The sequence below is a fragment of the Brevibacillus gelatini genome, assembly GCF_003710935.1.
Lineage (GTDB): Bacteria > Bacillota > Bacilli > Brevibacillales > Brevibacillaceae > Brevibacillus > Brevibacillus gelatini.
The window spans coordinates 163,682-184,587 of record NZ_RHHS01000012.1; the positions used below are offsets into that span (position 1 = coordinate 163,682).

General features: G+C 53.3%; 24 protein-coding genes. 13 read left to right on the forward strand and 11 right to left on the reverse strand.

Annotated elements, in window-relative coordinates:
• From EDM57_RS04075 to EDM57_RS04090, 4 genes are all read left to right on the forward strand, one after another.
• Positions 1-981, forward strand: a complete 981-nt coding sequence (locus EDM57_RS04075) for an alpha-ketoacid dehydrogenase subunit beta (protein WP_122903491.1) — start codon at positions 1-3, stop codon at positions 979-981.
• A 102-nt stretch (positions 982-1,083) separates the two neighbouring features.
• A complete protein-coding gene (locus tag EDM57_RS04080; protein ID WP_122903492.1) occupies positions 1,084-2,475 on the forward strand; it encodes a dihydrolipoamide acetyltransferase family protein in 1,392 nt (463 codons plus the stop codon).
• 6 nt (positions 2,476-2,481) lie between these two features.
• Positions 2,482-3,891, forward strand: a complete 1,410-nt coding sequence (gene lpdA, locus EDM57_RS04085; protein WP_122903493.1) for a dihydrolipoyl dehydrogenase — start codon at positions 2,482-2,484, stop codon at positions 3,889-3,891.
• A 130-nt stretch (positions 3,892-4,021) separates the two neighbouring features.
• Positions 4,022-4,183 (forward strand): aspartyl-phosphate phosphatase Spo0E family protein, encoded by a 162-nt coding sequence (locus EDM57_RS04090; RefSeq protein WP_122903494.1) that lies wholly within the window; start codon positions 4,022-4,024, stop codon positions 4,181-4,183.
• A gap of 27 nt (positions 4,184-4,210) precedes the next feature.
• On the opposite strand, the gene EDM57_RS04095 is transcribed toward EDM57_RS04090, so the two are convergent.
• Both EDM57_RS04095 and EDM57_RS04100 read right to left on the reverse strand, forming a co-directional pair.
• Entirely contained in the window at positions 4,211-4,933 is a 723-nt protein-coding gene (locus EDM57_RS04095) for a hypothetical protein (protein ID WP_122903495.1), read from the reverse strand.
• Between the two features lie 128 nt (positions 4,934-5,061).
• Positions 5,062-5,211, reverse strand: coding sequence for a small acid-soluble spore protein P (locus tag EDM57_RS04100; protein WP_122903496.1), 150 nt, complete (start codon positions 5,209-5,211; stop codon positions 5,062-5,064).
• Between the two features lie 200 nt (positions 5,212-5,411).
• On the opposite strand from EDM57_RS04100, the gene EDM57_RS04105 reads away from it, so the two are divergent.
• Together EDM57_RS04105 and EDM57_RS04110 are read left to right on the forward strand one after the other, a co-directional pair.
• Positions 5,412-6,269, forward strand: coding sequence for a HEPN domain-containing protein (locus tag EDM57_RS04105; RefSeq protein ID WP_122903497.1), 858 nt, complete (start codon positions 5,412-5,414; stop codon positions 6,267-6,269).
• A 32-nt stretch (positions 6,270-6,301) separates the two neighbouring features.
• The gene (locus EDM57_RS04110; protein ID WP_122903498.1) at positions 6,302-7,873 is read left to right on the forward strand and encodes an ABC-F family ATP-binding cassette domain-containing protein; all 1,572 of its coding nucleotides are present in this window, start codon (positions 6,302-6,304) and stop codon (positions 7,871-7,873) included.
• A 101-nt stretch (positions 7,874-7,974) separates the two neighbouring features.
• Here the strand turns inward: EDM57_RS04110 and EDM57_RS04115 are convergent, their stop codons facing one another.
• Positions 7,975-9,039, reverse strand: coding sequence for a phosphodiester glycosidase family protein (locus tag EDM57_RS04115; protein WP_122903499.1), 1,065 nt, complete (start codon positions 9,037-9,039; stop codon positions 7,975-7,977).
• A gap of 124 nt (positions 9,040-9,163) precedes the next feature.
• Between EDM57_RS04115 and EDM57_RS23095 the strand changes: the two genes are divergently transcribed.
• From EDM57_RS23095 to EDM57_RS23100, 3 genes are all read left to right on the forward strand, one after another.
• Entirely contained in the window at positions 9,164-9,310 is a 147-nt protein-coding gene (locus tag EDM57_RS23095; RefSeq protein ID WP_170163363.1) for a hypothetical protein, read from the forward strand.
• Positions 9,311-9,469: 159 nt separating this feature from the next.
• Positions 9,470-10,741 carry a DEAD/DEAH box helicase gene (locus EDM57_RS04120; RefSeq protein WP_122903500.1) on the forward strand — a complete coding sequence of 424 codons (1,272 nt, stop codon included), beginning with the start codon at positions 9,470-9,472 and terminating at the stop codon, positions 10,739-10,741.
• A gap of 36 nt (positions 10,742-10,777) precedes the next feature.
• Complete coding sequence (locus tag EDM57_RS23100; RefSeq protein ID WP_170163364.1) at positions 10,778-10,933, forward strand: hypothetical protein; 156 nt, start codon at positions 10,778-10,780, stop codon at positions 10,931-10,933.
• Between the two features lie 56 nt (positions 10,934-10,989).
• On the opposite strand, the gene EDM57_RS04125 is transcribed toward EDM57_RS23100, so the two are convergent.
• Entirely contained in the window at positions 10,990-12,477 is a 1,488-nt protein-coding gene (locus EDM57_RS04125) for an amino acid permease (protein ID WP_122903501.1), read from the reverse strand.
• Positions 12,478-12,703: 226 nt separating this feature from the next.
• Complete coding sequence (locus EDM57_RS04130) at positions 12,704-13,555, reverse strand: serine/threonine protein kinase (RefSeq protein ID WP_122903502.1); 852 nt, start codon at positions 13,553-13,555, stop codon at positions 12,704-12,706.
• Between the two features lie 110 nt (positions 13,556-13,665).
• Here EDM57_RS04130 and EDM57_RS04135 point away from each other — a divergent pair, with 110 nt between their 5' ends.
• Both EDM57_RS04135 and EDM57_RS04140 read left to right on the forward strand, forming a co-directional pair.
• On the forward strand, positions 13,666-14,784 hold the full coding sequence (locus EDM57_RS04135; RefSeq protein ID WP_122903503.1) for a DUF3900 domain-containing protein: 1,119 nt from the start codon (positions 13,666-13,668) through the stop codon (positions 14,782-14,784).
• Positions 14,785-14,804: 20 nt separating this feature from the next.
• Entirely contained in the window at positions 14,805-15,395 is a 591-nt protein-coding gene (locus tag EDM57_RS04140) for a DUF1444 family protein (RefSeq protein ID WP_122903504.1), read from the forward strand.
• A 62-nt stretch (positions 15,396-15,457) separates the two neighbouring features.
• Here EDM57_RS04140 and EDM57_RS04145 read toward each other — a convergent pair whose 3' ends face one another.
• The 3 genes from EDM57_RS04145 to EDM57_RS23105 all read right to left on the reverse strand — a co-directional run bounded on the left by EDM57_RS04145 (position 15,458) and on the right by EDM57_RS23105 (position 17,735).
• Entirely contained in the window at positions 15,458-16,396 is a 939-nt protein-coding gene (locus EDM57_RS04145) for a prenyltransferase/squalene oxidase repeat-containing protein (protein WP_122903505.1), read from the reverse strand.
• 19 nt (positions 16,397-16,415) lie between these two features.
• Complete coding sequence (locus tag EDM57_RS04150) at positions 16,416-17,471, reverse strand: DUF2515 family protein (protein WP_122903506.1); 1,056 nt, start codon at positions 17,469-17,471, stop codon at positions 16,416-16,418.
• Between the two features lie 123 nt (positions 17,472-17,594).
• Entirely contained in the window at positions 17,595-17,735 is a 141-nt protein-coding gene (locus EDM57_RS23105) for a hypothetical protein (protein WP_170163365.1), read from the reverse strand.
• Between the two features lie 102 nt (positions 17,736-17,837).
• Between EDM57_RS23105 and EDM57_RS04155 the strand changes: the two genes are divergently transcribed.
• On the forward strand, positions 17,838-18,146 hold the full coding sequence (locus EDM57_RS04155; protein WP_122903507.1) for an iron-sulfur cluster biosynthesis family protein: 309 nt from the start codon (positions 17,838-17,840) through the stop codon (positions 18,144-18,146).
• 43 nt (positions 18,147-18,189) lie between these two features.
• Here EDM57_RS04155 and EDM57_RS04160 read toward each other — a convergent pair whose 3' ends face one another.
• Positions 18,190-18,501: a YfhH family protein gene (locus EDM57_RS04160; RefSeq protein ID WP_122903508.1), complete on the reverse strand. Its 312-nt coding sequence runs from the start codon at positions 18,499-18,501 to the stop codon at positions 18,190-18,192.
• A gap of 98 nt (positions 18,502-18,599) precedes the next feature.
• On the opposite strand from EDM57_RS04160, the gene EDM57_RS04165 reads away from it, so the two are divergent.
• Positions 18,600-19,364, forward strand: coding sequence for an SDR family NAD(P)-dependent oxidoreductase (locus tag EDM57_RS04165; protein WP_122903509.1), 765 nt, complete (start codon positions 18,600-18,602; stop codon positions 19,362-19,364).
• A gap of 351 nt (positions 19,365-19,715) precedes the next feature.
• On the opposite strand, the gene EDM57_RS04170 is transcribed toward EDM57_RS04165, so the two are convergent.
• The gene (locus EDM57_RS04170; protein ID WP_122903514.1) at positions 19,716-20,339 is read right to left on the reverse strand and encodes a cell wall hydrolase; all 624 of its coding nucleotides are present in this window, start codon (positions 20,337-20,339) and stop codon (positions 19,716-19,718) included.
• Between the two features lie 246 nt (positions 20,340-20,585).
• Positions 20,586-20,906, reverse strand: a 321-nt coding sequence (locus tag EDM57_RS04175) for a peptidylprolyl isomerase (protein ID WP_211338212.1), incomplete at its 5' end; no start/stop codon positions are given.

Below are 20,906 nucleotides of genomic sequence, written 5' to 3' on the forward strand. Positions count from 1 at the left end.
ATGGCACAAATGACAATGGTTCAAGCCATTACGGATGCATTGCGCGTGGAATTGAAACGCGATGAAACCGTACTTGTCTTTGGGGAAGACGTAGGGAAAAACGGCGGGGTATTCCGTGCGACAGAAGGTTTGCAAGCTGAATTCGGCGAACAGCGCGTATTCGATACGCCGCTTGCCGAGTCCGGTATCGGTGGACTTGCTGTAGGCTTGTCCATCAACGGCTTCCGCCCGGTTGCGGAAATCCAGTTCTTCGGCTTCGTATTTGAAACATTCGATGCGATCGCTTCGCAAGCGACTCGTATGCGCTACCGTTCCGGCGGTCGCTTCACCAGCCCGGTAACATTCCGCTCCCCGTTTGGTGGCGGCGTGAAAACACCTGAGCTGCACGCTGACTCCCTGGAAGGCCTGATGCTGCAAACTCCGGGTCTGAAAGTGGTCATCCCTTCCAACCCGTACGATGCAAAAGGTCTGTTGATCTCCGCGATCCGCGACAACGATCCGGTCGTGTTCCTGGAGCACATGAAGCTGTACCGTTCCTTCCGTCAAGAAGTGCCAGAGGGCGAGTACACCATTCCGCTGGGTAAGGCAAACGTAGTAAAAGAAGGCAGCGATGTTACCATCATCACCTATGGTGCCATGGTGCATACCAGCCTGAAAGCTGCAGAAGAGATTGAAAAAGCGCGCGGCGCGAAGGTAGAAGTCATCGACCTGCGCACCATCAGCCCGCTCGATATTGACACCATCGTTGAATCCGTGAAGAAGACAAACCGTGCGATTGTCGTGCAGGAAGCGCAAAAAACTTCCGGTGTTGCTGCGGAAATCATCGCGCAAATCAACGAGCGCGCCATTCTCCACCTCGAAGCGCCTGTGCTGCGTATCGCTGCGCCGGATACAGTCTATCCGTTTGCACAAGCAGAGGACATCTGGCTGCCTGACGTGAAACGCGTGGTAGACGGACTCACGCAAGTGCTCGATTTCTAATCGGAAACAGACATAATGGCGGAAAAGTTGAAAGCTTTCCGCCTTCTTTCCGAAAATTGCAGGCTGTTCATTGAAGCGTAGTGTTTAAAAGGAGGAGATACTGTGAGTCGTTTTACATTCAGACTCCCGGAGCTCGGCGAAGGTATCCATGAAGGCGAAATCGTCAAATGGCACGTTCAGCCCGGAGATTCCGTAGAAGAAGACCAAGTCATTATGGAAGTGCAAAATGACAAGGCGGTAGTTGAAGTTCCATCGCCTGTTACAGGAAAAGTTGTCGAACTGAAAGTGACAGAGGGAACCGTTTCGGTTGTCGGCGATCCTTTGATCGAGTTCGAAGTAGAAGGCGATATTCCAAACCTGCCAGACCACGGTCACGGCGATGCGGCTGCAGCTGCACCAGCACCTGCTGCTGACAAAATGGAGCCAGGCTGCGACATCGGCTCCCAGGTGAGCGCAAATGCAAACCAGGCACTGGAAACGCCAATGGCGCAAGCGACAGCGACAGCAGTTGCCGCTCCAATCGACCGCAAGCACGTGCTGGCTACTCCTTCCGTGCGCAAATACGCGCGTGAAAAAGGCGTGCAGTTGACACTGGTACCTGGCACAGGCAAGCTCGGCCGCATCACTCGCGAAGACGTTGACCGCTTCCTGGCGGGCGGCGCTGTAGCATCCGCTCCAGCCGCACAGGCAGCAGAAACGGCAGCTCCAGCAGCAGAAGCTCCGGTAGCAGCTCCAACCGGTGTTGCCCAGGCAGCAGCTGCGCCAACCGTTCATTACAGTGCACAAGCTGGCGAACTGGAAGAGCGCGTACCGTTGAAAGGCATTCGCAAAGCAATTGCCAAAGCAATGGTAAAATCCGCGTACACAGCACCACACGTGACGATCTTCGACGAAGTGGACGTTACGGAACTGGTTGCCATGCGCAAAAACGCGAAGCCACTTGCGGAAGAGCGCGGCGTGAAGCTGACCTACCTGCCAATGATCGTAAAAGCGGTTGTAGCGGGTCTGAAAAAGTTCCCAGAGCTGAATGCTTCCATTGATGATGAAAAACAAGAAATCATCTACAAAAAATATTACAACATCGGAATCGCGACTTCGACAGAGGACGGTCTGCTCGTTCCAGTCATCAAAGCGGCTGACAGCAAGTCGATCTTCCAAATCGCTGGCGAGATCAGCGAGCTGGCGAAAAAATCCCGCGAGCGCAAAGCGACTGCCGATGAGCTGAAAGGCTCTACCTTCAGCATCACCAACATCGGTTCCGCTGGCGGCATGTTCTTCACGCCAATCATCAACTATCCAGAGGTTGCGATCTTGGGCGTAGGCCGCATCAGCGAAAAACCAGTGGTGAAAAACGGCGAAATCGTGGTTGGCCAAATGCTGCACCTGTCTTTGAGCTTTGACCACCGTTTGGTTGATGGCGAACCTGCACAGCGTTTCGTCAACTACGTGAAGCAGCTTCTGGAAAATCCGACGCTGCTCGTCATGGAGGGATAAGAGGCTATGGTAGTAGGTGAATTTACAACAGAAGTAGACGTGCTCGTCATCGGTGCGGGCCCAGGCGGATATGTGGCGGCGATTCGCGCCGCCCAACTGGGAAAAACCGTAGCCGTTGTGGAAAAAGCTGATCTGGGCGGCGTGTGCCTGAACGTAGGCTGCATCCCTTCCAAGGCGCTGATCCATGCGGCACACACGTATGAGCATGCACAACATACCGAGTCCATGGGGATCACCATGGAAAACGTCAGAGTGGATTTTGCCAAAGTTCAGGAATGGAAAAGCGGTATCGTGAAGCAGTTGACAGGTGGCGTAGCCTCCCTGTTCAAAGGCAACAAAATCCAGGTGATTCCGGGTGAAGCGCTGTTCGTCAGCGAAAACGAAGTGCGCGTGTTCCACGGCTATGACGTGAACCGCTATCGCTTCCAGCATTGCATTATCGCAACAGGTTCCCGCCCAATCGAATTGCCTGCCTTCCCGTTTGGCAAACGTGTTCTGTCCTCGACAGAAGCGCTGTCTTTGACCGAGCTGCCAAAGAGCCTGGTTGTCATCGGCGGCGGATATATCGGAATCGAGCTGGGAACTGTGTTCGCGAAGTTCGGTACCAAAGTGACGATTCTCGAAGGCTCCGATCAAATTTTGCCTGGCTTTGAGCCGGATATGCCGCGCCTTGTTGAGCGCAAGCTGAAAAAGCTTGGCGTGACCATCCATACCAAAGCGCTGGCCCAAGGCATGGAAGAGACCGAAAACGGTGTGATCGTGAAAGCAGAAGTCAAAGGCGAAGCGCAACAAATCGAGGCAGAATACGTGCTCGTTACGGTTGGCCGTCGTCCGAACACCGATGAGCTGGGCGTTCGCGACATCGGTATGAATCTGACGGATCGCGGCCTGATCGTCGTGGACAAGCAAGGCCGCACAAACATTCCGAACGTGTACGCGATCGGGGATGTCGTGCCAGGTCCTGCGCTGGCCCACAAAGCTTCCTACGAAGGGAAAGTGGCGGCTGAAGCGATTGCCGGCCACCCGGCAGAAGTTGACTACAAAGCGATTCCGGCGGTCGTATTCTGCGATCCGGAAATCGCAAGCGTAGGGATCAACGAACGAGAAGCAAAAGAAAAAGGCATCGATTATGTAGTGGGACGCTTCCCGTTTGCAGCAAACGGCCGCGCTCTGTCTGTCAACGCTGGCGAGGGCTACGTGAAGCTGATTGCGGAAAAAGGCACCAACCTCGTTCTCGGCGCGCAAATCGTCGGTCCGGAAGCTTCCAACATCATCGCGGAAATCGGCCTGGCGATCGAAATGGGCGCTACGCTTGAGGACATCGAGCTGACCATCCACGCTCACCCGACATTGGGTGAAGTGACGATGGAAGCGGCTGAACTGGCACTGGGTCGTCCGATCCATGTGATGAAGTAACCGTTGCCTTATGGAAAAAGCCTTGTACCTTTACGGTAGCAGGGCTTTTTTCTTCCACATCTTACCCTTTCCACCTGTTCTTAGATGATGTAAAATAGTGGGAGACTGACGTGGGTGGAGGCTTGGCAGCATGGAAACGACGAATAAGATGATTGATGCCTTGCGCCAAAAGCTGGAACATGCAGCCAAAGCAGCAGGCTACAATTTTCTTGACCCAGAAATTGTGAAAATAAGTCAACAACTCGATAAACTGATTGTTGCGCATATGATGCATGAAAAACGCCCTTCGTAAAAGGGCGTTCGTTTTTGCGCGAAATGCTCAGGAGAAAGAGTAAAGCAAGTGGGCATTGGTTCCCTGTTTGCGAAGACAAGGCTCCTGGGCATAATAATAGCTGGGATACAGGATTAACTGCTGCGCTTGCTCGTCCAGGTCACAACCTGAATAGGTCAAGCGGCAAGTCTCTTCATCCAGGGAGAAGGCGGGGGAGATCGACTGCAGGTAGGAGAGCAGGGCAGGGATGTCTTGCACCGCATAGTAAATGCGTTCTGCCTCCTTCACAAACTGCGGGGCGATACTCTCCCAGTTTTCTTCAAAAAACAGTTGCCAGTATGATGACACAAACAGGCTGAAGCGCCCTTTTACATAATCCGAGTCTTCCTTTATATCCAGATACACTTGCGGAATCTCGTGCTGCTGCATCCACTGGTCGAGCATTGGCGTCACACTGCGGACAAATTGCTCCGTTGGCAGCGTCACGAAGTATTCGTATTGATCGTCAACGCCCATCACCCCTTTGGTTTGGACGGGATCGAAAGAGTCGGGCAGGCCGTAGCGGAAGAGCGGGCGCATGTAATCCCATTCCTGCTTGAGCTGAGCCGATTCAAATTGTTCCAGTTTGTCTTCCGACCATGACAAGAAGCGTTCGGGGGGTGTTTGCTGAGCGAGCGTGTGCAGGCTGGCAGCCAGCTCGTACAAGGGAGAGACGCTGTAGCTGATCGCGTTCGTAAGCGGGCCGTTGCCCGGTAGTGGAATGGTAATCATATGGGCTAAACCTCCATCATGGATACTGCATCCATCATAGATCATCCCTGTGGGACAATTCAATCATTTTTGATGTAAGAAAAAGGAAAGCCCGAACAGATCGATTCGTTCGGACTTTTTCGTCAGAGTTACCCTTCCCGCGTTTTAATCGCGCGGGAATGATTTTTTTGCTTCACCTTTTTGGAGCCTGCCAGCGGTTCTCCGGTTTGCTCTTGCGGCTTTGCTGCATTATTGTAAGTCTGATGCGGATTTTCATCGAGAATATGATCTTTTTCCATCAAATCATCTCCTTCTTTTCGTAGTTTGCCGCAATCTGATGGTGACGAATCGTAGGAAATGCTGGTATTCTATAAGGAAGCGTGTCTGCGATTAATAGAAATGGATCGGTTGTCAAAAGAGCAGGCAGGCTGTTTATGTCGTGTTCGATTGATAATGAAAACGAGAACCGCGCTTTTTACGGATCTGAAAGGAGCAGCCAATGCCACTGTTGATTGCGCCCGTGTTTAATTCGACGACAACACAGCCCATTCGGATCGAACTGCCAAATGGTTATTATCTGATCTCGGGGGCAAATCGGCCGTACGAGATCGCTTCCCGTTATTTGCGCAACGAAATGGATGAGAACAAACGCATTTTCGACTCCCGGGTAAGCCGCAACAGCCTGTTTCTGGTTGCGGAGCACGCGGAAATGAAAGTAACGGATGACCGCCCGTGGATCGAAGAAATCGAGAACAAGCTGAATTTATCCGCTTTGCATGGGACATGCTCGATCCCTTATGTTCTGACAATAACCGGAAACATGTGCGGCATCACGTATTTGAAGCGCTCCCTCGACGGAAGCAGGTTGGAGTTTGACGAATCGATCCAGAGCGTTTTCATGCGACTGATGGATCATCAGCTGCCTTCGCTCGCTTTTCGCCGCTATGCGCTGTCCCTGGAGAAAAAAAGCAACGAAGACCAGTTGCTCGATTTGTGGATTGCGCTGGAATCGCTGTTTGCTCCCGACGGAAAAAAGGGCGAAATCACCTATAAATTGCGGCTACGCATGGCGTATTATTTTGGAGAGTCGTATGCACAGCGGCAAAAAATTGCCGAGTTTGTCAAAAAATCGTACAATCATCGTTCCGAGATCGTGCATAGCGGAAAAGTGTTTGGCAGCAAGCTGACAGATGAAGTCAATACACTCCGCTTGCTGGCGAGAGCGACGATCTTGAATACCGCGATGCACGGCATCACCCTGCAGGAAATGCGCGTGAGGCTGGACGAGTTGATATTGACAGGCGAAACCTATACGCAACGGTATGCGCCGTCTTATTTTGAGCGGATTATTTTGTAGACTGCACAGAGGAAACAGGAGGAAAAGCTTGCATGAGTGTTTTGATTGTCGAAGATTTGTCCCATGGCTTTGGGGATCGCATTTTGTTTCGGGACGTGTCTTTTCGCCTGCAACCGAATGACCGCGTAGGTCTTGTCGGGGCGAACGGAACAGGCAAATCCACGATGATGAGCATTTTGACCGGGCAAAACATCCCGGACAAAGGCCGCATCGAATGGATGCCGAAAATCCAGTACGGGTACCTCGACCAGCACACGAAGCTGCAAGCGGGGAAAACGATTCGCGACGTACTCAAGGATGCGTTTTTGCCGCTCTTGGAGCAGGAGCAGGAACTGATGGCGATTGGCGAAAAAATGGCAGAAGCATCGCCGGAGGAACTGGAAGAACTGCTGGAGCGCATGGGCGAGATTCAGGACAAGCTGGAAACTAGCGGATTTTACCTGATCGATGCCAAGGTGGAGGAAATCGCGAACGCGCTTGGTCTGAGCGCGATTGGGCTGGATCGCGACGTCGCGTCCTTGTCCGGTGGTCAGCGCACGAAGGTTCTTTTGGCGAAGCTGCTGCTGGAGCAGCCGACCGTGTTGCTGTTGGATGAGCCGACGAACTACCTGGACGAGGAGCATATCGCCTGGCTGAAAAACTACTTGCGGGAATATCCGTACGCTTTCATCCTGATTTCCCACGACACGGCGTTCATGAACGAAGTCGTCAATGTCATTTACCATCTGGAGTTCACGAAGCTGAACCGTTACACGGGCAACTACGAATCGTTCCTGGCGCAGTCCGAGATGAAGCGCAACCAGCATATTGACGCATTTGAAAAGCAGCAGGAAGAAATCGCCCGCATGGAAGACTTTATCGCCCGCAACAAAGCCCGTGCCTCCACGACAGGCCGCGCGAAAAGCCGTCAAAAGCAGCTGGACAAAATGGAACGGATCGAAAAGCCGGAGACAGCGGCGAAGCCTTCGTTTATTTTCAAGGAAGCGCGCGCAAGCAGCCGCTTTGTCATTGAAGCGGAAGAGCTCGAAATCGGCTATACCCATCCGTTGCTGCCAAAGCTGAGCGTCAAGCTGGAGCGCGGCGAAAAGGTCGCTATCGTCGGAATGAACGGTGTCGGGAAATCCACTTTGCTGAAAACGCTGCTGGGGATTATTCCGCCGCTTGGGGGCAAGCTTGAGCGAGGAGACTTCCTGCACCCGGCCTACTTCGAGCAGGAAGTCAAGCCAAAGCCGATCACGGCACTGGAGGACGTCTGGAACGAGTTCCCGTCGATGAACAACCACGAGGTGCGCGGAGCGTTGGCGCGCTGCGGCCTGAAAAACGAGCACATTAACCGCAACCTGAACGCCCTGTCTGGAGGCGAGCAGGCAAAGGTACGGCTCTGCAAACTGTTGCAGCGCGAGAGCAACTGGCTTGTATTCGACGAGCCGACGAACCACCTGGACGTCGTGGCCAAGGAAGAATTGAAGCGTGCTTTAAAAGAGTTTAAGGGTACGGTTCTGCTCGTCTGCCACGAACCTGACTTTTACGAGGATTGGGTAACACAGACGTGGGATGTGGAGAAATGGAGTCTGGAACAAGCGAAAACCCCGATTAAACTGTAAAAAAACAGGCAGCCACAATCGTGTGAGCTGCCTGCTTTTTTTCAGAAACTCGTAAAAAACAATCAAGTGCCGGCTCATTTCCCGGCTCGCCCTGACGAGAGCTAAATCACCGCCCAGGCGTTCGGGAGGTAGCGGCCACGGTAATACGGGCAAGACGTTTTTGTAATCGCTTCGCCTTTGTACAGCATCATCGAGCTGGAGCCGCCGTCCATCGCCATCGCTGTGACGATCCCGCGCTCTTCCAGCAATTCTGCCAGATCGTTCATGCTCGCGCCAATGGAATGTCCGGGCTGGCGGCCGTCGATGACGACGAAGACGATGGTGCCGTCCGCTTTTTGCCCAATCGCTGTACGCGGCTGGATGCCCCAGCTTTTCGCAGGCTTGTCCTTGAACAGGTTTTTGCCGTTCACGATCAGTTGCGGGCGGAAGCTCATCGCATCGCGCACGCCCATTTTTACCAGCTGTTCGGCTGTATAGCTGCCGGTAATCAGCTTGCCGTCATAGGTGATGCCCAAGGCCGTTTCTCCGTTTTTCGGATTGTATCCCTGGAGAATTTTCCCGTCGTGGATCACCACGCCGTATGCTTTGGCGCCTTTTCCATAGCCATCCGGGTCATGGAAGCCGCTCGCGTTGACGATGCCGATCGCGTTTGTCTTTTTGACGAACTCATCGAGCAAATCGCCGCGGTCTTTGCGGTTGGTAACGACTAAACGTACCCGCTTTGGGTCGTTGATGTACATGATTTTTCCTTTAAAGTAATAATTGCCTTTGGAAACGTCGATCTCTTCCACCTCGATCAATTCTTTCGGCTTTTCTGGCGGTGTGTCGGCTACGGACTGTTCCTGTGGCGATTCTTCCGGGGCGATCGGCCCATCCGGCTCGGAGTTGATGACTACCGGGTTGCGGATTTGCTCCTTTAGGGCGTTGAGCTTTTCTTCCGGCAAAAACGTGTACGGTGCCCAGTAGTCATGCTGCGTCGTCAGGAGCGTGCCTGCCGCCCACTCGCGCAGTTCTTCGCCGCTTCTGGTAGCAAACAGGAAAATGATCCCGAGCAGGGCAAGCGTCGTACATGTCAAGGCTGACATCAGTATCAGGCGATTTACCCAGCGCAAACGTCTTTTGCGTGTGGAAAGTTTGTGTGATCGCGTGCGTGACAAGGTTTGCATGAATCCTCCCCAACCATCAAGAAAAATACTTTGTTCCTACTAAAAGGACGAATGATCGGGTAAAAAGTTTCAGCAAAATAATAAAGGATCACCAGGGTAAAAATAGGGGCAGGAGGTGAGGGCTGTGCGCGGCTATGATGAAGCCTTTCAACAGGAAGTAGAGGAGTACCGGAACAATCCCAACAAAGGCACACGCAACCAGACGACAAGCCGGGATCGTCACGACCAGGCGGAAAAGCAGGAAACCCGCATGGACACAAACAACGGGTAAAGCACACCAGGCGACGTCCGAATACGGATTTCGCCTGTTTTTCCACATCCGGGACGGGAAGCCTGGGCAAGCGGTCATTCGTGAGCCAGGCCCTCTGTTATACATGGGCAAAGTGTGGTAAGCTTACCCAATGTACGAATATACGCCAGGAGGGTTCTTGTGAGCACCACGTTTGCTGATTTACAAATTAGCGCGCCGCTTGTTGCGATTTTGCGCGAACGAAAAATGGAGACGCCGACCCCCGTGCAAGCGGAAGCAATTCCGTTGATTTTAGCCGGGCGGGATGCCCTGATCGAATCCCCGACAGGGACAGGCAAAACCTATGCCTATTTGTTGCCGCTGCTGACGAAAATCGATCCGAATAAAAAAGACGTCCAGGCGCTCGTCCTGGCACCGACGCATGAACTCGTCGTGCAAATTGCCAAAGAAGCCGAAAAGCTGTTGCCGGGCGCCGATCATGCAGTTGTTCCGATCATCGGCGGCGTCGATGTCAAACGTCAGGTAGAGCGTTTGAAGAAAAAGCCTGTGCTCGTTGTCGCCACACCGGGCCGTCTCTTGGAGCTGATCGAGCAGCGAAAGCTGAAAGTACACGAAGTCAAAACCGTAGTCGTGGACGAAGCGGACAGAATGCTCGATGCGGGTTTTGGCAAGCCGGTCCAGGAGGTTATGAAAAAAACGTTGCGGGATACGCAGCGGCTCCTGTTTTCCGCGACGATTTCCGAACAGATTGTCGTGGCAGCCAAAGCGTTTACCAAGGATGCTGTGCTTGTACGGGCGCAAGCACCAGAAGGCGCGGCAGGCGTCGCCCATCTGTACCTCGTCTCTGAGCCGCGAAAAAAAGTCGACACGCTAAGACGCTTGCTAAGACTCGTCAACGTCCGTTCCTCGATTGTGTTTGTCAACCAGATCGAAAAAGTGGACGAGATTGTGGCCAAGCTGAACTACCATCATCTGTCCAGCCGACTGCTGCATCGCGATGCTTCCAAGGAAGAGCGGGCGCGGACGCTCCAGCAGTTTAGGGACGGCGTGTTCCCGGTCTTGATTACGACAGATGTGTCCGCACGCGGCATTGACATACCGGAAGTGGAGTGCATCGTGCATTACGACCCGGCACCAGATGCAGATACGTACATTCACCGCAGCGGACGCACGGGACGGATGGGACGCGCCGGACTTGTCTTTTCCATCATCAGTCCGCAAGAGCGGTTTATCATCCGCAAGTTCGCCAAACAGACAGGGCTTGCCATCGAAGAAAAAGTCATGTCATACGGCGCGCTGGAAGATCCGGGAGCGGTGCAAAAGCCAGGAGGCAAGCCATTCAAAAAAGGAAAACCACAAGACCGCAAAGCCGAAGCGGGCAAGACGGTTGCCGCCAAAAGCAGTTCCGCGAGAAAACACGTACATAAGAAGGGCGGCTTTGGAACAAAGTAGGACAAGAGGTACACATCTTGTCTGCAGGAGGTTCCCATGCGCAAAGATCGCTTGTATGAAGAGGATTTGCTGGTAAATGGCACGGTCGGCGGAGAGGTTTTGTCGAAGCAGGAGCGGCAGGTGCTTCGTCGCGAAGTAGGAAAATTGAAGGAAAAGATGGAAGCGGCCAAGCAGGAGCCGATTTCCGAGTAACCAAAACGAAAGAAAGAGCAGGACAGCCGCTTCAACCGCTGCCCTGCTCTTTTTGCCTAGTGCTCGTCTCGCGTGAGATTGCACTCTTGCAACGGGATCACCTTTGTCTTTTTCACGAATTTATAGCCAAGCCAGAGCAAAAGGAACAAGGGCAAGCCGATGTAGGAGACGAGGATGCCGTTCCAGTCGATGGTTTCGCCGGCAAAGGCGGTGTAGTTTTGCCCGACGATAATCACCATACAGAGAATAAAGGCGAACACGGGGCCAAACGGATACGCTTTTGCCCGATACGGCAGGTCGTTCAGATCGTGTCCTTGGGCGACATACGCCTTGCGGAAGCGGTAGTGGCAAATCGCAATGCCGACCCAGGCAATGAACCCGGACATGCCACTGGCGTTCAGCAGCCACATGTACACGACGCCGTCACCAAACAGGGAGGCCAGAAAAGCCAGCATCCCCACTGCGGTTGTCGCGTACAGTGCGCGGGTAGGAATGCCTCTGGCGTTGGTTTTGCGCAAAAACCTGGGCGCCTTGCCTTCCATGGCCAAAATCCACAGCATCCGCGCCGAGGCGTACATGCCGGAGTTTCCACAGGACAAAACAGACGTGAGGATCACGGCATTCATGACAGAGGCGGCGAACGCCAGCCCCGCTCTTTCATAGACGAGCGTAAATGGGCTTACCGCAATGTTTTCCAAATCACCGCTCATCAGGTTGGGATCGGTGTACGGAATCAGCAGGCCGATGACCGCGATGGACAAAATGTAAAACAGGAGAATGCGCCAAAAAACTTGCCGAATGGCTCGCGGCACGTTTACGCGCGGATTTTCGCTCTCGCCAGCCGCTACACCGACGAGTTCGGTCCCCTGAAACGAAAAGCCGGCAACCATGAACACGCCGATCATCGCCATAAAGCCGCCGTGAAACGGGGCGTCGCCGACTGTGAAGTTTCGGAAGCCGACCGCCTCGCCGCCCATGATGCCGACAATCATCATCAGCCCGATTGCGATAAAGCAGATGATCGCAATCACTTTGATGAGCGCAAACCAGTATTCCCCTTCGCCGTACGCTTTGACGGAGAGGAAGTTCAGCACAAACAAAAGAGCGAGAAACAACGAGCTCCACAGCAAGGAGGAGCTTTCCGGCAGCCAGAACTTCATGATGAGTGCGGCAGCAGAAATCTCTACGGCAATGGTCACTGCCCAGTTGTACCAGTAGTTCCAGCCAAGCGCAAAGCCAAGCGCCGGATCGACAAAGCGGGAAGCGTACGAGCTGAACGAGCCGGAAACGGGCAGAAACGTCGCCATCTCGCCCAGGCTTGTCATCAAAAAGTAAATCATGACGCAGATCAGGCCGTAAGCCACCAGCGCACCGCCAGGACCTGCGGAGTGGATCGTAGAGCCGCTGGCGAGAAACAAGCCTGTACCAATCGAGCCGCCGATGGCAATCATCGACATGTGCCTGGCGCGCAGCCCTCTTTTCAACTCGTACTGCTCTTTGTCCGGCTCCTTGTTCACGCTGGTGTGTAGTGGAATATGACTCAAGATGATGCCCCCTTTTTCTCGCGAATGAAAATTTATAATATTCAGTTTACAAATTAGGATAGTTGATTTGCGGCAGAGAATCCATTCGACCGGGTGTCATAAAAAACGGAGCGATGATTATCCAACTTGTACAAAAAATCCCTTTTTTCATCGTGAAAGGGAAGCTGGCAAGCGCATAAAAAAGCAGAGCAGCCATTATCGGGACGGTGCTCTGCTTTTCACGATGTCATGTTTGCTGGAGGCGACGATTCTTGTCACACTCGCAGCGGTGCAAATACAGATCAAGCTCCTGCAGCCATTCGTGCACGCTGTCATAAGGCTCGTCCATCTGGAGCAGCTTGCGAATCATGCGGCGAATTTCCGGTGACAAGGAAAGCTCTTCCTCCCAACTGCGTTCCGGCTCGTCTTCCTTGGGCGTATAGTCGGAATAGAGCAGGAACAGGAAAAAGTGCCCAAGCGCATACAGATCGCTGGCAGGTGCCACTTCGCGCTTCAACTGCTTTTCCGATGGATAGGCGCAAAGCGAGTCGGTCGTGTATGTCGGCTTGTCTCCGATGAACCGCGCCAGTCCGAAATCAATCAAATACGGCAGACCGTCCTGCCAAATGACGTTTGGAATGCGCACGTCGCGGTGGATCAGCCCCTGGGCATGCAGATGGGCAACGAGCTGGCCGATCTTTCGCATGTAGCCGGCGCACTCGTACTCGTTGACTACGATGCCGCGTTCGAACAGCAACTCCTCCAAAGTAGGCCCGGACAAATACGTCATCACGAGAAACGAGTCTTTGCGATGCGTAAAGGCGTCCAGGCAACGCGGAATTTGCGGATGGGACAAGGAGGACAGCACCTTGCGTTCGTATGCTTGCATGGCTGCGCCTTTTGCCGTATGGCGCAGGCTTGGCTTGACCTGCTTGAGCACTACTTGTGCTCCTGTAGGCGTGTGGGTGGCGAGATAGGCGATTCCGTAGCTGCCCATCCCGAGTATGTGCTGAATGTGATAAGCGCCAATCGTCGTGCCCGGGCGATAGGGCTTGTCAAGGAAGGTGTTCGTCCACCATTTTTTTACATGCGTCCACATAGCTGCTTTCTCCTCCTGTTGTCATCTTACCACGAATGGAAAAAGCCTGACCTTTTTTCATGCAGGTTTGCTATAATCAGGGTCGGTACATGTAGACAGGAGCGACGAGTATGAATTTTATCATTGACTGGTTATCCTTTTATTTGATTGAACAGCCTGAGGAAGAGGACGGTATCAAGCAGGTGCGCATGACGCGCTACTTGAGCCATGATGAATATCAGCGCAGTGAGCTTCGCGACTTTTTGGACGGGGAGTTCGCCCGCATTGCCAAGCGCAAGGTCGAAATGAACCCGAAGACGGAAGGGACGCCGACAAAGCTCGGCCAATTCGTGGTGGAGCCCGGACATCCGCTCGACTCCAATCCGAACTACGCGCTGCTGAACCGCTTGCTCGCAGCTGAGACGCCTGGCGAGAGCAAGGAGCCGTGCCAGGAGTTGGTGCAGTCGTACTTGCGAACCTCACAGGTGCGGGGCGGCGTGCTGATTGTCGTGCGCACGCGCCTGGAACTGCTTGATGAACGCTACGTGTTCATTTTGAAATGCGATTTTGAACAGAAAACGGCAGTCATTACGGATGAAAAAAGCCTGATTTCCAATGTGCGAATGGCGATCAACGCGAAAAACATGAAGTCGCTGATGTATCCGTACATGATCGAATCCGGGATGAACGATCCGTATCACGTGAAAATTCACCAGTTTTCCCATGCGCGCTACTTCGAGGAATTTTTGCGCTTTATTGAATATCCGCAAACGGTGACGCAACTCGTCTCCGATGAGGTCATTTCCTTGGCGCGACAGCATATCGAGTACATGTATCCCGAGGAATCCGAGGAAAGGGTGCGGGAGGAAGAAGCAATCGAGCTGATCGCGGCAAGCCCGAAGCGGGAGCTGGCGGAGAAGTGGGAGCACGAGACCGTCATGGAAGCGATGCAGATCATTACAGACCGCCAGCCGGAGGTCGAACTGAAATTCAAGCTCGATCACATGCAAATTCGCACGCTGCTCGCCGATTACGGCTCGAATTTGCACATTGCCAAGGTGAACGGACGGTATTTGGTCGTCTTGGAAGGAGAGCAGCTCCAGTTTGAGCGGGGCGTGTCTCCGGTGGAGTTTGCGAAGCCAAAATCATTGGCCGAGGTCGTCAAGGAGATTGAGCAGCGCAGCAGCCACTACACCCAGCCAATGGTCAGCGTGCCAGGCGCAGCCGACGATACACCGCCTTGGGACTAAACGAAAAGGAGGACAAGCCCATGCCGGAAAAAGGACTGACGCTGCTCGGACAGGAACAAAACGTATACCCTGTCTTGCGCCATGCTTCCATCGCAGAAAAATTTCCCGGTCGCTTCGTCGTCAGGGACCATACAGCCGATACGCGGGTGCTGTACGCACTGGACCGTGGGGAAGGCTATGTGTTGATTGAAACAGGCATGCTCGCGCAGGCAGGCTGGACAGCCGAACAGCTCCACCAGTACGCGATGGAAAATTTGCAAAAGCTGCCGTACACAGTAAAAACGCAGGAAGTGGCGGGCAACCGGATTCATTTTATCAGCCCGCCGGACGGCTATGCGGCGAGCCGGATTCTTCTCGACTCGCTGCTTCGCCAGTTTGATCGGGAAAAACGGGGCGACTCGCTCGGCGTGGCCATTCCGCACCAGGATGTGCTGATTGTGGCGGACATGACAGGGGAAGTCGGCGCCAACCTGCTCGCCCGCCTGACCTACGATTTTGCCTCCAAAGGTCAGGTGCCGATTGCTGTCCTGCCGTTTTTTTGGGAGGATGGAGAGCTGACGCCGTTTCTTGTCGTCTCACATGACGGAAACAACAAGCCCAAACATAAATAAAAGCGCGGGAGTTACTCTCGCGCCTTTTTTACGCTACCGCAATCTTCGTGTGCCGCTTTGAACTACTCGCCAAGCATTAGCTCCACAAACCGCCCCGCCTCGTGAATCAGCCAATAAGGCTGCCGCGATCCGTATATGTACAAATCTGTCGCAGCATGAAGCATATTGCGCACACGCCGCTCATCCCCCATCATGCGCGCGCACACGCCCATGACCATCCACGGATACGTGTCGCCAGTCTCAAACGCATCGAAGCGAGGAAAGGCTTTCGTAATCCGCTCATAGAGCAGGGAGGCGACTGCAGGCAGGCACAGGTTGTACACAATGGGAAACGCCTGGGAAGTCACATCCGGGTACCATTTTCGCCAGCGCGGATGCGAGCGGTCGTACATTGCGTACGAGCGGCGCAGGCGGCTATACATTCTGGAAATTCCGGCCTTGCAGGCGGCGGCGCGCACAGAAGCCTCCTGAGCCAGCATCGCATTGCCGAGCACGGTAAACAAGTCGTGCGCATCATCCAGTCCTTTGGCGACCTCACAATTGTCCATCAAATACTTGACGCGAAACGAATGTTTGGCCCAGGTCAGGCCGTCTGCTTGCTGCAGCCGGGCAATCCCTTGCAGCAAGTACGCGAGCACGTCCTGATTGGCTGCGAGCCAGGAGCAATCGCTTGTGCTGCGGGTCCACTCCGCGACGAGTGAGAAAAAAGTCGCGTGGTAGCTGTCCTCGCTGTCGGCTGTTCCTGTGTCTAGCTCCTTCCCGTCAACCAGACGAAAATCGTTGATGTAGCCGTCCGTATTCAAGTGCTCTACATACCAATCCATATAGGCGCGGACAGCCTCCCATTCCCGCAGCCGCACAAGCGAGATCAAGGCAAGATTCGTAAAATACGGATTGATTTGATCCCGGTCAGACCCCAAGCGGAAAGCACCGCTGGGAAGCTGACAGGACAGAAGATACTCCCGTTGCCCGGTCAGCAGGTCGCTACGGGCGTCAAACATAGAGGGCTGCCCTCCATTCTCAGGTGATCGCTGTCACCAACTTTACGCCGTATTCCATCCAGTGCAAAGCCCGCACGTACGACTCGGTATCAATCGCGGGCAGATCGGCTGGCTTTTCTACTTCCTGGTGCCATTTGTCGTCCCGAAACCAGTCTGTGCCATCGGCAGGGGCGTGCTCGACGTCCGCCCAGGCAGCCTGCAAGGAAGGACTGTACAGTTTTGGCTTTCCGGCAATCAACTGGTCGCCGTCCAGGCGCAGTTCGTATCCCTTGCCCGCCTGATCGGAGTGGCGGTGCGGGGTGAACAGATGCGGCCAATAGTCTGCGCGCGAGCCGGTATGCGGAATACGCGTGCAAAACGTGCGTATTTTTGCCAGACGGTCGCAATCGGAGAACAAAAGCTGGTACAACGTCTTGCCGATTGCGATGCGCTGGACTGGATCGGGAAAATGATGGACGTTCACTCCGGTGATGCTCAGTCTTTTGTCCGTTGGGTGCTTCTTGTACGGGAACACAATTTGATTGAGCGAAAAAAATGATTGGGCAAGAAACGCGTACGTGGAAAAAATGCGATTCATCGTAAACGGTTTATGTACAACTCGCTGCTCGATGTACTGCTGTTCGTTGACGATCAGGGCGCGAGTGATCCGTGAGCTGTCGCCTGACGCGAGGAACTCCTGCCAGTACGACTGCATGAACACAGAGACGCCAAGTGGTGCAAGCAGCGCAGTCAAATCCTTGCCACGCCGTTTCATCTCCGCATACAGGAGCAACTGCGGATAGGCATCGTGAAAAATCAACCAGTTGCTTCGCTCCAGCATCCAGAAAAACGGCTCGATTTCCGCTTCGTCCAGGATGGCGGGCAGCCATTCGCCCTTCAAATCCGTCATATTCCAGCCGCCGTTGCGCGAGACGAGGTGGGCGAGCAGTGCCCAGTGAACCTCCTCGTGTTGGCGGTAAAAGTCGAGATACGCCTGGGTGCGGGTGACATTGTTGCGATTGGCGATGGCAGTTTGCCGCCTGATCTGTGCGACGAGCCCTTGTTTGTCGAGAGAGGCAGACGTAGTGATAGTCATGAATCGGACAGCTCCTTGCCGTTTTGCCGTTGCAATTGGCCAGCGAGGGGAAAGGAAGAAAGGGGTTCCAACTGTTTTCGAGGGTGAAAAAAGCAGGTCATCAACAGCGACCCGCTTTTTGGTTCAACCTATCATTTCCAGGACAAGAAGCCGCATCAGCAATTTTTCCTTGGCTTCTTCCCACGATTTGGCGAAAATGACCACATGTTCGGATTGAAACTGGGTTTCCGCGACAAATATGCCGTCTTGTTCGTAAATGTTCATAGAAGATCGTCCTTTCCACTGCTTTCAAGCATTATATGCTATCATGAGAGAGTTGATGCATCCAAAAGTGGTGGAAAAAGCAAGCAGGAAGGTGGAAATTCGGTGAGGATCAAACTGACGAAGGAAGCCGTAGACCAGTTGCAAAAAGCAACTCGACCCGTACGGATCAGCGGCGAACTGGTGGGCGGTTGCGGAATGACGGTCGAATACGCGCTCTGGCTCGATGAGGCGACACCACAGGATCAAACGATACAGGTCGAAGGGTTGACGCTGTTGCTCGACCCGGAGACGATCGCGTACATCGGCTCGGAGACGCTGACGATTGACTACCGTCCGCAGCAAGGCTTTCGCCTGGTCACTCCCGAGCAAATTGTAGCTTACGGCCTGTCGCTCAAAGAGCGTTGGGGCTAATAAAAAAGAGATCAGCATGATTGACGCGCTGATCTCTTTTTTATTAGTCGTACCACAGTTCCAGCATGCCGACCGGAAAGCCGGTCTGCTCGTCCGAGTCAGGGAAGCGGCCCCAGGCAAACACGCCGTTGAAATAATCAATGGTAAACGGCTGATCGTAATTGGCGACACTGTACTTTCCGCCAATGCGAAATTCTCCCGTCCCCAAATAATACGACTTCGCCATGAAATACTTTTGCGTAATAATGGCAAGCTGTGACTCGTCACCCAGTTTCTTTTTCTCCTCGGCTTCCGCGAGCAGGCGTTCCATCTCCTCCTGCAGCTCAGCGAGAGTCATTTGGCTGTACAAACGCAACGGACTGCCCCCTTTCCATACAGGTATATTGTAACAAAAGACAGGGGAAAAGGCGATGGATGGAGAATGCTCTAAGGAGAATGGAGGCGAAGAACACAATGACACGATTTGACTTGACTGGGAAAAAAGCAATCATTACCGGAGCGGGCAGAGGCATCGGCAAAGCACTGGCTGTCGGTCTGGCAGAGGCAGGCGCACAAGTCGCCGTCGTCTCGCGAACCGAGTCAGACTTGCAGGAAGTCGTGCAGGCGATTGAGTCCAAAGGCGGAGTAGCCTGTCCAATCGCAGCGGATGTGACCGAAGCAGGGGCTGCGGAAAAAATCGTAGCCCAAGCCATGGAAGCGTTGGGCGGCTTGCATATCCTCGTGAACAACGCTGGCATGAACATTCGGAAAAAAGCCCATGAAGTGAGTGAGGAAGAGTGGGATCGCATCATGGATCTGAACCTGAAGGCGGCGTTTTTCTTGAGCCAGGCTGCCGCCAGGTCGATGTGCGAGCAGCGCTATGGACGGATCGTCAACATCGCATCTGTCGCAGGACTTGTGGCGCTCCGCACAGGTGTGGTCTATGGAGCGAGCAAGGCCGGTCTCATTCAGATGACGCGCGTGCTTGCGCTGGAGTGGAGCAAGTTTGGCGTCAATGTCAACGCAATTGCGCCGTGGTATTTCCGCACGCCGCTGACAGAAGCGCTGTTGAACGACGAGGTGTTTGTCCAGGAAGTGTTGCAGCGGACGCCGAGCGGACGAATTGGCGATGTGGAAGATTTGGTTGGCCCTGCGATTTTCCTCGCGTCCGATGCGGCTGCTTACATATCCGGTCAAACGATTGCAGTGGACGGCGGCATGTCCGTGTACGGCTTCTGATGATTTGCCGTGAAAAAGAGGACAGCAACCATGGGTCGATCATTAGCAAAAAAAAGTGGCATTCCCGAAGGGGAATGCCAAATTAATTGGGGGCGATTGAGAAAAGGAACGATTGGCGTAATGGACTGGATTGCTCTCACCCAATACAGTCCATGAACCAGCTACTGTTAGCGTAGGCATACGTAGATGGAAACGACGTTCGATCTGCCCATGCTTACGTTAAAGAAGTCATTCTGGGAAGAATATCGTACTTTTTCTCAATGCGTTGAAAAAGTGCTTACAAATACAAGATACCAGCCAAAAGTAAAAGCGGGATAAAATAAAAATAAATCATTATTAAATTTTTTTTGATTAGCGTGCAAACCGATGGTTGCCAATCACGACGGTCTGGGGTCTGGACCAGATCCATCTGGATGTAGCGGTATCAGGATTAAAGAAGTAGAGAGAACCTTTGCTCGGGTCCTTCCCATTTAGCGCATCCGCGACTGCTTTCCTGGCACTCTCATTGGTCCTGGTCGGCAGCTTGCCATTTCGCACTGGCGAAAACGCGTTGGGGGCGAAAATTACCTCCCGTACCGTATTTGGAAATTGTGAAGAAACTACCCGATTCAAAACGACAGCAGCAATCGCTACCTGTCCCTCATACGGTTCCCCACGGCCTTCCGCATAGACCAGCCGGGCAAGCAGTTCCATATCCCTGTCTGAAATTTTAACGTCTCCAAAGCGAATCACTTTGCGGTGAGCGTCCCGGCTGACCTGGACGGAATCGCGTTTTATTTGTTGGTTAGGGATAGTTGTTTTTGCTTCCTTTTTTTCAGCTTGTCCAGATGCAACGATGGCTTGCCCTGGAGCAGCTGCTGATTTGTTCAAATGAGGTGCCGTAGCGCTCGTCGGTGTGACGAACAGGCACAGAAGAAGCAAGGCAAAACTGTTGAGAAAGAAGAAAAAGCGCATTCGCGCTTCCCGTGTCTTCATCATAGTGAGAACCACTCCTTTTCGCTTTTTGCTTTTGATTGCGGAAGCGAATCGGGTCTTTTGAAAGTCTAGCGGTAAAGATTGCATAGCGCAAGAGGAAATTGGTTCCACAGAACTATTTACTAATTCAGATAATTGTGGAAGATAGAGTGCGGATCGCCAATAAAGCCTTGATTTTCCTGGGCGGACAAACACAAAACACCACTGCTTCGTACAGTGGTGTTTTAGTGTTCTGGTCAAAAAGTCTTACTTTTCTGTAATGGTTACGGTGTTGATTTTGATCGGTTGCTCCGGCACGCTCAGCTCGCCCGTTTGCGGATGCTTTTTCACTTTGGTGCTCGCAATTTTTTGCACGACATCCATGCCGCCTACGACTTTTCCGAAAATGGTGTATTTCGGTACGTTTTCCAAACCTTCCACATCTTTTCCGGAACCGATGAAAAATTGGCTGCCGTTCGTGTTTGGTCCGGCATTGGCCATCGCGACGACGCCGACCTCGTATTTGTGACCGTTTTTCAGCTCATCCTCGAACGTGTAGCCAGGGCCGCCAGTACCATTGCCTAAGGT